13 protein-coding genes are annotated in these 13969 nt (G+C 71.1%); all 13 read left to right on the top strand.

Translation table 11 applies throughout. The features are described 5' to 3' along the window. Positions 1-3 precede the first annotated feature (3 nt). The 13 genes from H9658_RS02400 (at position 4) to H9658_RS02340 (ending at position 13930) form a co-directional block, all read left to right on the top strand. On the top strand, positions 4-963 hold the full coding sequence (locus tag H9658_RS02400) for a glycoside hydrolase family protein (RefSeq protein WP_191824212.1): 960 nt from the start codon (positions 4-6) through the stop codon (positions 961-963). After that, entirely contained in the window at positions 950-1885 is a 936-nt protein-coding gene (locus H9658_RS02395) for a GNAT family N-acetyltransferase (protein WP_191824211.1), read from the top strand. Before H9658_RS02400 ends, H9658_RS02395 begins: the two co-directional genes overlap by 14 nt. Then, the gene (locus H9658_RS02390; protein WP_191824210.1) at positions 1882-2997 is read left to right on the top strand and encodes a DegT/DnrJ/EryC1/StrS family aminotransferase; all 1116 of its coding nucleotides are present in this window, start codon (positions 1882-1884) and stop codon (positions 2995-2997) included. The genes H9658_RS02395 and H9658_RS02390 overlap by 4 nt, the downstream gene beginning before the upstream one ends. Continuing rightward, entirely contained in the window at positions 2994-4247 is a 1254-nt protein-coding gene (locus tag H9658_RS02385; RefSeq protein ID WP_191824209.1) for an O-antigen translocase, read from the top strand. Before H9658_RS02390 ends, H9658_RS02385 begins: the two co-directional genes overlap by 4 nt. After that, positions 4247-5188, top strand: coding sequence for a glycosyltransferase (locus H9658_RS02380; RefSeq protein ID WP_191824208.1), 942 nt, complete (start codon positions 4247-4249; stop codon positions 5186-5188). Before H9658_RS02385 ends, H9658_RS02380 begins: the two co-directional genes overlap by 1 nt. Then, a complete protein-coding gene (locus tag H9658_RS02375; RefSeq protein WP_191824207.1) occupies positions 5185-6369 on the top strand; it encodes a hypothetical protein in 1185 nt (394 codons plus the stop codon). Before H9658_RS02380 ends, H9658_RS02375 begins: the two co-directional genes overlap by 4 nt. Then, positions 6366-7223, top strand: a complete 858-nt coding sequence (locus H9658_RS02370; protein WP_191824206.1) for a Wzz/FepE/Etk N-terminal domain-containing protein — start codon at positions 6366-6368, stop codon at positions 7221-7223. The genes H9658_RS02375 and H9658_RS02370 overlap by 4 nt, the downstream gene beginning before the upstream one ends. A gap of 138 nt (positions 7224-7361) precedes the next feature. Continuing rightward, positions 7362-8210: a class I SAM-dependent methyltransferase gene (locus H9658_RS02365; RefSeq protein WP_179564663.1), complete on the top strand. Its 849-nt coding sequence runs from the start codon at positions 7362-7364 to the stop codon at positions 8208-8210. Positions 8211-8213: 3 nt separating this feature from the next. Then, entirely contained in the window at positions 8214-9446 is a 1233-nt protein-coding gene (locus tag H9658_RS02360) for an amidohydrolase family protein (RefSeq protein ID WP_191824205.1), read from the top strand. Continuing rightward, complete coding sequence (locus H9658_RS02355; RefSeq protein WP_191824204.1) at positions 9443-10141, top strand: class I SAM-dependent methyltransferase; 699 nt, start codon at positions 9443-9445, stop codon at positions 10139-10141. Before H9658_RS02360 ends, H9658_RS02355 begins: the two co-directional genes overlap by 4 nt. A gap of 23 nt (positions 10142-10164) precedes the next feature. Beyond that, a complete protein-coding gene (locus H9658_RS02350; protein ID WP_191824203.1) occupies positions 10165-11676 on the top strand; it encodes a B12-binding domain-containing radical SAM protein in 1512 nt (503 codons plus the stop codon). A 26-nt stretch (positions 11677-11702) separates the two neighbouring features. After that, complete coding sequence (locus H9658_RS02345; protein WP_191824202.1) at positions 11703-12827, top strand: glycosyltransferase family 4 protein; 1125 nt, start codon at positions 11703-11705, stop codon at positions 12825-12827. Then, positions 12824-13930 (top strand): glycosyltransferase family 4 protein, encoded by a 1107-nt coding sequence (locus tag H9658_RS02340; protein ID WP_191824201.1) that lies wholly within the window; start codon positions 12824-12826, stop codon positions 13928-13930. The genes H9658_RS02345 and H9658_RS02340 overlap by 4 nt, the downstream gene beginning before the upstream one ends. Positions 13931-13969 lie beyond the last annotated feature (39 nt).

The following is a 13969-nucleotide window of genomic DNA, read 5'->3' as shown; positions in this document are numbered from 1 at the left end:
GCCATGTTCGACTGGAGCAAACGCGGCCTGGCGTTCGCCACCGCACGCGACGGCGTCGGCGGCTGGATGCGGCATTCGGCGTTGACGCCGACCCCGCATCGCCTGGACGCCGAGCTGATCCGCGTCTACGCCGGCTTCCGCGACGACGCCGGGATCAGCCGCATCGGCTACGTCGACGTGCGCGGCGACGACCCGACCCGGGTGGTGCGGGTCAGCGCCACGCCGGTGCTGGATATCGGCCGCGACGGCTGCTTCGACGACAACGGCATGATCCTCGGCGACGTGGTCGCCGCGCCGGACGGGCTGTACATGTTCTATGTCGGCTTTCAGCGCGTGGCCAAGGCCAAGTTCCTGGCCTTCACCGGGCTGGCGGTGTCCAGCGACGGCGGCGAGACGTTCCAGCGGCGCCAGGACACGCCGCTGCTGGACCGTGCGCCCGGGCGCAGCACCATCGCCGCGGTGCATTCGGCACGTTACGAGGACGGCCGCTGGCGGCTGTGGTACGCGGTCGGCGACGATTGGGAATGGATCGACGGCACGCCGTTCCCGCGCTACCACATCCGCTACGCCGAGACCGAGGACCTGCAGGCGATCCCGCGCCAGGACACGCTGTGCCTGCAGCCGCAGGGCAGCGAATACCGCATCGGCCGCCCGCGCGTGTACCGCCACCAGGGCGGCTACCTGATGTACTTCACCCGCGGCAACATCGGCGGCGCGTATTTCCCCGGTGTGGCGCGCAGCGACGACGGCCGCCACTGGCAGCGTTGCGACGACGCCTTCGGCCTGGCGCTCTCGCCCGGCGGCTGGGACGCGCGCACGCTGTGCTATCCGGCGTTGATCCGGCACCGCGACCGCGTGCTGATGTTCTACAACGGCAACGACATGGGCCGCGACGGCTTCGGCGTGGCGGTGGCGCCGCTTGCGCAGGGTGCGGGCGAGGGGAGCGGCGATGTATTCGGTTAGGCCCTATCGCGCCGAGGATGCGCCGGCCTGGGACGCGTTGATCGCCGAATCCCGCAACGGCAACCTGCTGCACCGGCGCGGCTACATGGACTACCACGCCGAGCGCTTCGTCGACGCCTCGCTGCTGGTCGAACGCGGCAGTGCGCTGGTGGCCGCGTTCCCGGCCAACATCGACGGCACGCGCGTGGTCAGCCATGCCGGGCTGAGCTATGCCGGGCTGCTGTCCGCGCATGCCCTGCGCGCGGCGGCGACGCTGGACGTGTTCGAGCAGATCGCCGCGCATTACCGCGCCCGCGGCGTGCGCGAACTGCTGTACAAGGCGGTGCCGCACCTGTTCCATGCCACGCCTGCGGAAGAGGATCTTTACGCCTTGCATCGGCTCGGTGCGCGCCTGCAGCGCCGCGACCTGTCTTCGGCGATCGCCTTGCGCGAGCCGCTGCGCTTCGCCGCCGAACGGCGGCGCTCGGTCGGCAAGGCGCGCAAGGCCGGCCTGCGCGTGCAGCGCAGCGACGATCCGGCGCCGTTCCATGCGCTGCTGAGCGAAGTGCTGCAGCGCCACGGCGCCACGCCCACCCACAGCCTGCAGGAACTGCGCCTGTTGTGCGGGCGCTTCCCGGAACACCTGGTGCTGTACGAAGTGCGTGATGGCGAGACGCTGCTGGCCGGCACGCTGCTGTACGACTTCGGCCGCGTGGTGCACACCCAGTACCTGGCCTGCTCCGAGCAGGGCCGGCGCGTGGACGCGCTGAGTCTGCTGCTGGCCGAGCTGATCGAAGACCGCTACGCGCAGCGCGACTACTTCAGCCTCGGCATTTCCACCGAGCAGCAGGGCCAGGCACTCAACGACGGCCTGGTCACGCAGAAGGAGCGCTTCGGCGCGCGCGGCGTGGTCCACGATTTCTACGCCTGGGACCTGCGATGAGCGTGCCGTTCCTGGACCTGCGCGCGCTCAACGCCCGCTACGCCGACGAACTGAAGGCCGCGGCGGCACGGGTCATCGACTCGGGCTGGTACGTGCTGGGCGCGGAACTGGACGCGTTCGAGCGCGAATTCGCCGGCTATTGCGGCACCGAACATGCGATCGGCGTGGGCAACGGCATGGACGCGCTGAGCCTGATCCTGCGCGGCTACCGCGAACTGGGCCGGCTGCGCGACGGCGACGAGGTGATCGTACCGGGCAACACCTTCATCGCCAGCTTCCTGGCGATCAGCGAGAACCGGCTGCTGCCGGTGCCGGTGGAGCCGGATCCGGTCAGCTTCAACCTGGACCCGGCCAGCGTGGAACGCGCGATCGGCCCGCGCACGCGGGCGATCATGGCGGTGCACCTGTACGGCCAGCTGGCGGACATGGCGGCGCTGCGAACGCTGGCGCGACAGCATGGCCTGCTGCTGATCGAGGACGCGGCGCAGGCGCACGGCGCGCGCCGGCACGGGCGCCACGCCGGCAGCTTCGGCGACGCCGCAGGTTTCAGTTTCTTCCCCGGCAAGAACCTGGGCGCGCTCGGCGACGGCGGCGCGGTGACGACCGACGATGCCGCGCTGGCCGCGCAGATCCGGATGCTGCGCAACTACGGTTCGGACATCAAGTACCGGCACCTGGTGCAAGGCGTGAACTCGCGCCTGGACGAAATGCAGGCGGCGTTGCTGCGGGTCAAGCTGAGCTACCTGGATGCCGACATCGCCTTGCGCCGCGATGTGGCGCGGCGCTACCGCGCAGGCATCGTGCATCCGCAGCTGCAGTTGCCGCAGGTGGCCGACGATGCGGCCCACGCCTGGCATCTGTTCGTGGTGCGTTGCGCCCGGCGCGACGCGCTGCAGCGCCATCTGCTGGCCAGCGGCATCCACTGCCTGGTGCACTATCCTCAGCCGCCGCACCGGCAGCCGGCCTATGCCGCACTGAGCGGACTCAGCCTGCCGCTATGCGAGCAGTTGCACCGCGAGGTGCTGAGCCTGCCGATCGGGCCGACCCTGGACCCGGATGCGGTGCAACAGGTGATCGCAGCCTGCCTGGAATTCGAGGCGGTGGCGGCATGAACGTGCTGCGCAGCGGCCTGTACAGCGGCGCGGCCACCGCGGCCAAGCTGCTGGCCGCATTGCTGGTGCTCAAGCTGGTCGCCGTCTACGCGGGGCCGGCCGGCGTGGCCCGGCTCGGCCAGTTCACCAGCCTGATGTCGCTGCTGGCGGTGCTGGCCGGCGGCGGCATCGGTGCGGGCATCGTCAAGTACGTGGCCGAGTACCGCGACGATGCGCAGACACTGGCGCGGCTGCTCGGTGCGGCGCTGGGCTATGCGTGCTGCGCCGCGTGCGTGATGGGCGTGCTCGCGCTGCTGTTCAGCCGCCAGATCGCGCAACGCCTGCTCGGCGATCCGCAGTACCAGAGCCTGATCTGCGTGCTGGCCGTGGCCCAGCTCGGCATCGCCCTGGTCAACTACATCCTGGCCGTGGTCAACGGCTTCATGGACGTGCGCCGGCTGGCCTTCATCCAGGTCGCCGGCTCGGTGCTCAGCGTGCTGGTGGTGCTGTGGCTGTCGCGCTGGCTGCAGTTGTACGGCGCGCTGCTGGCGCTGGTCGCCGGGCAGGTGCTGTGGCTGTGCGCCGGCCTGCCGGCGTTGCGGCGCAGCCCGTACTTCCGCCGCGACATGCTGCGCATCCGCTTCGATGCGGAAATGACCCGGCGCCTGGCCGCGTTCTCGGTGATGACGCTGACCTCGGCGCTGCTGCCGCTGCTGGTCAACATCGGCGTGCGCGACCATCTGGCCGAGACCTTCGGCTGGCAGCAGGTCGGCTACTGGCAGGCGGTGAGCAAGGTCTCCGAGGCCTATCTGCTGTTCTTCACCACCGCGATCAACGTCTATTACCTGCCCAAGCTGGCGGCGTTGCGCGATCGCGCCGGGCTGCTGCTGGAATTGCGTACCGCCTACCGCTACGTGCTGCCGGCGGTGATCGCCCTGGCCGCGGCGATCTACCTGTGCCGCGACTGGCTCACCCGGCTGCTGTTCGCCGCCGATTTCGCCGCCGCCGCGCCGCTGTACGCGCCGCAGCTGGTCGGCGACGTGATCAAGATCGCCTCGTTCGTTCTTTCGTACCTGATGCTGGCCAAGGCGATGACACGGCTGTTCGTGATCTCCGAATGCGTGTTCGCCGCCAGCTATCTGGGGCTGGTCTATCTGTTCACCGCGCGCATGGGCCTGATCGGGGCGGCCTACGCATTCGCAGTCAACTATGCGCTGTACCTGGCGTTCAACGTCGTGGTGGTGCGGCGCTATCTGGGAGGGTTGCGCTGATGGCCGAGCTTGGACCGCATCACGACGTGCCGCTGGTGTCCGTGCTGGTGCCGGCGTTCAACCACGAACGCTTCGTGCAGCGCTGCCTGGACAGCGTGCTGGAGGATCCGTATCCAAACAAGGAACTGGTGATCGTCGACGACGGCTCCAGCGACGCTACCGCCGCGCGCATCGCCGAGTGGATCGCGCTGCACGGACAGCGCCTACCGGTGCGGTTCTGGCCGCGCGAGAACCGCGGCATCGCCGCCACGCTGAACCACCTGGTGGCGATGGCCAGCGGCGAGTTCCTGCGCCTGGGCGCCAGCGACGACTATCTGCTGCCGGGCGGTCTGGCCGCGCAGGTCGCCTATCTGCGCGCCTCGCCGGACAAGACCGCGGTGATCGGCGATGCGGTCGTGGTCGACGCGGACGGGCGCCTGCTGCACCAGAGCAGCATGCGCGACCTGCACGGCGTGGACAAACGCCTGTACCTGAGCGACGCCGGCATCCGCCGCGCGGTGATCCGGCACTGGGCGGTGAGCGGGGCGGTGGCCCTGGTGCGGCGCAGCGCGCTGCAGGCGCGCGTGGCCTGGGACGAAGAGCTGCACATCGAGGACTGGGACTTCTTCCTGCGCCTGGTCGCGCGCGACGCGCTGGGCTTCATCGACGTCGGCGTCTGCGCGTACCGGCTGCACGGCGCCAACGCCAGCAGGACCCGCCACCTGCCCAGCCGCCTGGCCAATCTGACCGAGTCGCGGCAGGTGGCGCTGCGCCGCGCCGCGCTGTTCGATCCCCCATGCCGCACGCTGCTGCACGCGCAGGCGCACTACATCGCGGCCAAGATCGCGTTCCTGCGGCGGCAGCCGGCGGCGCTGGGCGGCCACCTGCTGGCGCATGCCTGGCTGTCGCTGCTGGCACGCCTGCGGCCGGCCGCAGCGGCACCGCTGGCGGAGCGCGCATGAAGCGCCTGTTGCGCCTGCCGTCGAGCTATTTCGGCCTGCCGCTGCTGTTCAGTTGCGCGCTGACCCTGCTCAGCTTCGATCTGCCGCCCGGCTACTCCGCCGGCATCGCCTTGCTGGCCGCCGCGGCCGCCGCGACGCTGTTGCTGGATGCGCTGCACGGCATCCGCCTGCCGTCGCTGGCCGCGTTTCGCGCGCGCCGCTATGCCGGCACGCGCGAGGCCTTCGTCGCGCTGTGCCTGGCCGCGCTGGTCGGCGTGTTCTGCGTGCTGGACCTGGCGCTGTTTCCGATCCCGCTGTTCACCAATCCCTCCGCGTATGCCGACCTGACGCCGCTGCATTCGCACGTGCGGCACCTGTCCAACATGTGCTGGATCCTGCCGCCGATCGCGCTGCTGTGCGTGCGCGACAAGACACTGCGCAACGCGATGATCGTCGCCGGCTTCGTGTTCCCGGTGCTGGTGATCGACCGCAACCGCATCTTCGCCGCCTTGTTCAGCTTCGCGCTGCTCCTGCTGCTGCGGCGCGATCCGGCGCGGCCGATGCCGTGGAAGGCCATCGTGGCGTTGCTGGTCGCTGGCGGCGCGGCGTTCTCGCTGCTGGGTACGCTGCGTTCGGGCTCGCTGGATTCGGTGACGCTGCCGTTCGGCGCGCTGTACCGCGCCGCGCCGCAAGGCATCAAGTGGTTGCTGCTGTACATCGGCGCCGGCCCGTACAACTTCGGCGCGATGCTGGCCAAGGACTACGTCAACGCCAGCTTCCTGGTCAACCAGCTGGTGCCGCTGAGCGGCTCGATCGCCACCGCCGGCACCGGCATTCCGCTGGATGCGCCGAACATCAACGTCGGCACCGAATTCTTCCCGTTTCTGCTCGCCGGCGGCGCCGGCGCCGCGCTGGCGGCGATGCTGGCGCTGTACGCGGCGCTGCTGTGGAGCGTGCGCCTGCTTGGCAGCACGGTGTCGCTGTTCAACCTGCTGGTGTTCCTGCGCATCGCCTACGCCTGCCTGATGTCGCCGTTCGCGCCGCAGGCCTTCACCTGGACCAACGCCGGCTTCATCGCGCTGTGCCTGGTCCTGCACGCCTGCAGCGCGCTGCTGCCGAACCGCCGCGCGGCGCTGACGGCGCCGCGCAGGGCGGGGCAGGCGCCGTCGCCACCTTTTTCTCCGGGAAGTGCCTTGCCATGAAAGAAGACGAAATCTACCTGATCGACCTGTGGCGGATCCTGCGGCGCGAGTGGACATGGTGCGTGCTGCCGCTGCTGGCGACGCTGGCGCTGGCGTTCGCCTTCCTGCAGATCGCCACGCGCCAGTGGCAGGCCACCGCATGGGTGCAGGTGGGCGAATTCGGCCCGACCCCGGCCGGGCGCGACCCCAAGCTGGAGCCGTTCCAGCGCGTGATCGAGCGGATCAAGACCCGGCTGTTCCAGGATCAGGTGCTGCAGAGCCTGGGCCTGCCGTTGAACGGGCGCGAGGCCGCGCTGTACCGCAGCAGCCTGAAGCTGGACCCGGATCCCTACGCCAACCTGATCGAATTGAGCCTGCGTGCCGATTCGGCGCAGCAGGCGCGCGCCCTGGCCACGGCGACCACGGCGCAGCTGCAGGCACTGCACCGGCGCATCCAGGCCGTGCCGATGCAGCAGACGCGCGAACGCCTGCAGGACATCGGCAGCGAACTCGCTACGACCCAGGCCGAGCGCGCGCGCCTGCTGCAACAGCAGGCCGAGGGCAAGGGCAGCGTCGAGCAGCAATTGCTCGGCAACATGCTGCTGTCGGAGAAGAACGCGACCATCCGCAGCCTGAAGTCCGAGCGCGACGACCTGCTCGCCCGGCTCGGCGCACGCTATACCTACGACACCTCCGCGCCATGGGCGGCCTACGTGCCCGAACGCCCGGCATTTCCCAATCCGGTGCTGGTGCTGGCGGTCGGGCTGATGCTGGGCGTCGGACTCGGCGTGTTCGCCGCGATCGTCCGCAACGCGCTGCGGCGCCGGCAGGCCGCACGCATGCCGCAGCCTGCGCCGGCCGGCAGCGGCGCATAAGCGCGAAGACGCACGACGCCGCTCACGGCGATTCAACCAAACCGCCCGCCACCCGCACTCACTGGCATACCGTGCGATCCGCGCTTGCGGCCGGCACGGCAATTCCCGACGACGACGGCAGGCGAGTGGAGAGTGGATGTGACTGCGAATGGCAAGCCCGGCGCCGCTGCGCGCGCGGCGACGATCGATCCGGCGCTGCTGCTGGAGACCCAGCGCGCCTTCGATAGCGTCGCCGCCGACTACGACGGCCCGCGCGGCAACAACGAGCTGATCCAGCGCATGCGCACCACTTTGTGGGACACGGTGGCCGCGCAGTTGCCGATTGGCGCACGGCTGATCGACCTGGGCTGCGGCACCGGCCTGGACGCCCACGAGTTCGCGCAACGCGGCTATCGCGTGCTGGCCACCGACTGGTCGCCGCAGATGGTGGCGCGCACCCGGCAGCGGGCGCAGGACCCGGCGCTGCAGGGGCGGCTCAGCGCGGCGCACGTCGGCATCCAGCAACTGGACCGCCTCGACGGCGAGTTCGACGGCATGTATTCCAACTTCGGCCCGCTGAACTGCGCGCCGGACCTGCCCGCGGTCGCCGCCGAATGCGCGCGCCTGCTGCGCCGCGACGGGCGCCTGGTGTTTTCGGTGATCGGCCGCCTGTGCCCGTGGGAAGTGGGGCACTACGCGCTGCGCGGGCGCTTCCGCCGCGCCGCGGTGCGTGGCGCGCGTGGGGTCACCGCGGTGGGCATGAACGGGCACACCATCTGGACCTGGTACTACCTGCCGCGCGAGTTCTACCGCGCCTTCTCCGCGCATTTCGAACTGGACTCCTACCGCGCGCTCAGCCTGTGCCTGCCGCCGCCGTACCTGGTCGACCACTACCGGCGCCACCCGCGCTGGGGCGAGCGCCTGGGCCGGCTCGACGACCGCATCGGCGGCTGGCCGCTGCTGCGCGACATGGGCGATCACTTCCTGATCGTGATGCGCAAGCGCTGACCGATGCGCATGCCTTCCGCTGCTGCCGAGATCTGCCTGCACGGCGCGCGCCTGGCCACGCCGGCCGGCGCGATACGCGCGTCCCTGGGGTTGCGCGGCGCACGCATCGCCGCTGCGCCGGCCACTGCGGCGTACCGGGTCGCGCTGCATGGGCACCTGGTGTTTCCGGGACTGCTCAATGCGCACGAGCACCTGCAGGTCAACGCGGTGCCGCCGTTGCCGCAGACCGCGCCGTTCGCCAACAGCTACGCGTGGATCGAGGCGTTCGCCGCGCATTTCCGCGATCCCGCCGTCGCCGCCGCGCTGCAACTGCCGAAAGCGCTGCGCCTGCGCCACGGCGCGCTGAAGAACCTGCTCGCCGGCGTCACCTGCGTCGCTCACCACGATCCGTGGCATGCCGAACTGGACGCGGCGGACTTCCCGGTCGCGCTGCTGCGCGAGTTCGGCTGGAGCTACGCCTTGCACGGCCCCGACTACGGCCCGCCGCTGGCGCAGAGCTTCGCCGAGACCGCCGCCGACCGCCCGTGGATGATTCACCTGGCCGAGGGCACCGATGCGGTCGCCGCTGGCGAACTGGCCGAGCTGGACCGGCGCGGCTGCCTGGCCGCCAACAGCGTGCTGATCCACGGGGTCGGCCTCGGCGCGGCCGACATCGAGCGCGTGCTCGCCTGCGGCGCCGCCGTGGTGTGGTGCCCGTCGAGCAACCTGGCGCTGTTGGGGCGCACGCTGGATCCACGCCGTCTGTACGCGGGCGGGCGCCTGGCGCTGGGCAGCGATTCGCGCCTGAGCGGCGCGCGCGACCTGCTCGAGGAACTGCAGGTGGCCACCGCCAACGGCCTGGATGCCGGACAGGCGCTCGCACTGGCGACCACCGCCGCGGCGCGCATCCTGCGTCTGCCCGGACGCGGCAGTCTCGCGGTCGGCAGCGCAGCGGATCTGCTGATCGTCGGCGACCGCGGCGGCGATCCGGCGCATAGCCTGGTCGGGCTGGCACGCAGCGAGCTGCGCGCGGTGGTGCGCGATGGCCGCCCGCGCATCGCCGATCCCGATTTCGCCGACTGGTTCGAGGCCACCGGCGTGGCGGCGGTGCCGGTCACGCTGGACGGCGTGCCGAAGCTGCTGGCCGCGGAACTGGCCGACCCCGCATTGCTCGCGCTCGAACCCGGGCTGGAGCTGCAAGGCGGCGCTGCGCTTCGCACGATCGCGCCGTCCGCGCTGCAGGCGCGCCGCGCATGAGCGCCGTGCCGATCCTGGATCCGGTCCAGGCCTATGCGTTGTGGGCGGCGAGCTACCCGGCGCACGCCCACAACCCGGTGATGCAGGCCGAGCAGCGCGCCATGCTGGCGCTGTTGCCGCCCGCGCTGCACGGCCAGCGCGTGCTCGATGCCGGCTGCGGCAGCGGACGTTATCTGCTGCATGCGCTGGAGCGTCACGCCGCGCACGCCACCGGCGTGGACCTGTCGCCGCAGATGCTCGGCCGCGCCGCACGCGAACTGGACGCGGCCGGCGCCAGCAATCGCTACACGCTGCGCGAAGGCAGCCTGGACGCGCTGCCGGTGGCCGATGCCGACGCCGACCTGAGCATCTGCGCCCTGGTCGTCGGGCATCTGCCGCAACTGCTGCCGGCGCTGGCCGAACTGCGCCGCGCCACCCGCCCAGGCGGCAGCGTGCTGTGCAGCGACGTGCACCCGATCGGCCACGCGCTGGGCTGGAAGCGCGATTTCAAGGCCGCTGGCCAGCGCTATGCGGTGCGCCATACCCAGCACCTCTACAGCCACTGGCATGCGGCCTGCGCCGCGCTCGGGCTGGCGATCGAGGCGGTGCGCGAACCGATGCTCGACCCTGCCGACATTCCCGCCGGCGCGCACTTCGATCCTGCCGCGCTGCAGGTCCCGGTGGCGCTGGTGTTCCGGCTGCGGCGCCTGCCGTGAGCCTCGCCCTGCGGTCTCCTGCCATGCCTTCCACACCGAACACGCTGCTGGTCAATCCGACCATCACCTCGCGCGGCAACGCCCGCTTCCCGCTGGCGCTGCTGAACCTGGCCGCGGCGCTGGACCGCCGCGGCGACAGCCGCATCATCGACGGCAACGTCGATCGCGGCTTCATCGACAGCGCGCTGCAGGCGTTGCAGCAACAACGCTACGACGCGGTCGGCATCAGCGTCATGGGCGGGCCGCAGATCGCGCCGTCGATCGCGCTGTCCACCGCGATCCGCGAGCGCTTCCCGGCCATGCCGATCGTCTGGGGCGGCTATTTCCCGACCCTGTACACCGACACCGCGTTGAGCGCGCCGTACGTGGACTACGCGATCCGCGCGCAGGGCGAGGACACCCTGCCGGAACTGGTCGCCGCGTTGCGCGGCGAAGGCCCCGGCCTGGCGCAGATCGACGGCCTGTCGTGGAAACAGGACGGTGCGATCGTGCACAACCGCAATCGCGGTTTCAGCCGCGGCGAGGCGGCGCCGGCGCTGCCGTACGACAAGCTCGGCGATCCGCGCCACTATCTCGGCCGCAGTTTCCTCGGCCGCCGCACCGCTTCGCACCAGGCCGCGCTGGGCTGCCGTTTCCGCTGCACCTTCTGCGGCGTGGCGGCGATGTTCGGCGGCGCCACCGCGCTGCCTACCGCGGCGCGGCTGGAACGCGAGCTGCGCTATCTGAAAGAGGAGCTGGGCGCCGATTCGATCCAGTTCTTCGACCACAACTTCTTCGACCGCGAGGCGGAGATGATCCCGCTGCTGGAGGTCATGGCCAAGCTGGAGATGCCGTGGTGGTGCTATGCGCGCGCCGACGCGCTGCTCAACCTGTCCGAGAGCACCTGGAAGCTGGTGCGCAAGAGCCGGCTGCGCATGGCCTACATCGGCGCCGAATCGCCGAGCGGGGCGATGCTCAAGGAAATCCGCAAGGGCACGCGCCCGGACCAGACCCTGGAGGTGGCCGAACTGTGCCGGCGCAACGGGGTGATCCCGGAACTGTCGTTCATGGTCGCGCCGCCGCAGGACACCGTGCACGAGACCGAGCAGACCTTCGAGTTCATCCGCGAGCTCAAGCGGATCAATCCGCAATCGGAAATCATCGTCTACGTATACACGCCGCTGCCGGAGGCCAGCCGCCACGAGAAGGACCGCGGCAAGCGCGCATCGATGCCGCTGCGCGACCTGCACGGCGCGCCGGTGGTGTTCCCGCGCACGCCCGAGGAATGGACCCAGCCGCAATGGGTGGATTACGCCTGCCATGCCGACGCGCCCTGGCTCGACGACGCGCTGCGCCAGCGCATCCGCGACTTCGTCACCGTGCTGGGCTGCCGCTATCCCACCGCACAGGACCTGCGCTCGCCGCGCTGGGCCAAGCGCGGCTTGAGCGCGATGGCGGCGTGGCGCTACCGCTACCGGCGCTACGACCGGCCGTGGGAACTGAACCTGGCCAATTGGCTGGTGCGCCTGCGCCGGCCGCAGGTCTCCGGCCTCTAGGCGTGTCGCTCCCCCGCGGAAACCCCATGCACGTCGCCCAGATCAATTTCGTCCGCACGCCGCCGGGACTGGCGCCGGCGCAGGTCTTCGCGCACTGGCCGTCGCTGGCCGACATCTCCGAAGCGGTGGCCAGCGCCGGCACCCGGGTGTCGGTGATCCAGGCCGCCGACGTATCGGAGCAGTTGCTGCGCAACGGCGTGGAATATCACTTCACCGATCCGGGCAATGCCGGCACCAGCAGCCGGGCGCGGCGCATCGCCGGCATCGTGCATGCGATCGGCGCCGATGTGGTCCACGTGCACGGCCTGGAGTTCGCGCGCGAGGCCTGCGCGATGGCGCGGCAGTTGCCGCAGGTGCCGATCCTGCTGCAGGACCACGCCAATCGCCCGCCGCGCTGGTGGCGCCGTTCGCAGTGGCGGCAGTGGTACGCGGCCGCAGCGGGAATCGCCTTCACCTCGCTGGATCTGGCGCGGACGTTCGTGCATGCCGGTCTGTTCGCGCCGTCCACCCGCCTGTTCGCGATCCCCGAATCCAGCTGTCGCTTCACCCCCGGCGATCGGGATCAGGCGCGGCGCGAGAGCGGCCTGCATGGCGCGCCCTGCGTGCTGTGGGTAGGGCACCTGAGCGCCGGCAAGGATCCGTTGACCGTGCTCGACGGCGTGGCCCGCGCCGCCGCGCGGCTGCCCGGACTGCAGCTGTTCTGCGCGTTCGGCAGCGCGCCGTTGCTGGAAGCGGTCGAGCAGCGCGTGCAGCGGGATCCGCGTCTGCGCGGGCGCGTGCATCTGCTGGGCAAGGTCGACCACGCGCAGGTGCAGACGCTGATGCGCGCGGCGGATCTGTTCGTGTCGGGCAGCCTGGCCGAAAGCTGCGGCTACGCGGCGCTGGAAGCGTTCGCCTGCGGCACGCTGCCGGTGCTGACCGACATCCCGTCGTTCCGCGCGCTCACCGACTGCGGCCGCGTCGGCGAACTGTGGCCGTGCGGCGATGCCGGGCTGCTCGCCGAGGCGCTGGTGCATGCCGCCAGCGAACGGCCGTCGCCGGCGCAGGTCCGGGCCCATTTCGATGCGCAGCTGTCGTTCGCGGCGGTGGGCCGGCGCTGGTCGCGCGCCTATGCGCAGTTGCTGGAGCAAGCCGCGCGGAGAGACGCATGAAGCTGGCGCTGGTGGTACCCGGCGGGGTCGATCGCAGCGGCGAGTACCGGGTGATCCCGGTGCTGCTGACTCTGATCGAACGCCTGGCGCGCAGCCACGAGGTGCATGTGTTCGTGCTGCACCAGGAGCCTGCGCCGGCGTGCTGGGAATTGCTCGGCGCGCGCATCCACAACATCGGCGACGGCCGCACCCGCCTGCGCGCGGTCGCCGCGATCCGCGCCGAGCATCGGCGGGCACCGTTCGACCTGGTGCAATCGATCTTCTCCGGCCACTGCAGCCTGATCGCGGTGGCCGCCGCGCGCTTGCTGCGGCGGCCGAGCCTGGTGCACATCGCCGGCGGCGAACTGGTCGCGCTGCATGCCATCGGCTATGGCGGGCGGCGCAAATGGCAAGGGCGGCTGCGCGAGGCGCTGGTGCTGCGGCTGGCGGACGCGGTCACCGCGGCCAGCGCGCCGATCGTCGAGGCAGTGCAGGCGCTGGGCATTGCCGCCGAACGCGTGCCGCTGGGCGTGGACCTGCGCGCCTGGCCGCAGCGCGCGCCGCGCCGGCGCGGTGGCGGCACGGCGCAGCTGTTGCACGTCGCCAGCCTCAACCGGGTCAAGGACCAGCCGACGCTGCTGCGTGCACTGGCGGCACTGGCACGTGCCGGGGTCGCGTTCCGGATCGACATCGTCGGCGTGGACACGCTCGACGGCGAGATGCAGCGCCTGGTCGCGCAACTGGGACTGTCGCAGCAGGTGCGCTTTCTCGGTTTCAAGACCCAGCGCGAACTGCGCCCGCTGGTGGAGGCCGCCGATCTGCTGGTGCTGTCATCGCTGCACGAAGCCGGGCCGATGGTGCTGCTGGAAGCTGCGGTGGCCGGCGTGCCCACCGTCGGCACCGGGGTAGGGCACCTGCTGGAATGGGCGCCGTCGGCGGCGCTGGCAGTGCCGACCGGCGACTGGGCCGGCCTGGCCGAAGCCTTGCGCCAGGTCCTGGCCGACGACGAACTGCGCCTGCGCCTGGCCTGGTCCGCGCAGTGCCGCGCGGTGCGCGAGGATGCCGAGCACACCGTGCGCAGCTTCGGCGCGATCTACCGCCGGCTGTGCCCGGCGCGCGCGTGAACATACGTTTTCCCTGTAGGAGCGGCTTCAGCCGCGACA

This window comes from Xanthomonas bonasiae (assembly GCF_014836395.1).
Lineage (GTDB): Bacteria > Pseudomonadota > Gammaproteobacteria > Xanthomonadales > Xanthomonadaceae > Xanthomonas_A > Xanthomonas_A bonasiae.
Note: the sequence above shows the minus strand (reverse complement) of the source record. Positions and strands in the feature narration are given on the sequence as shown.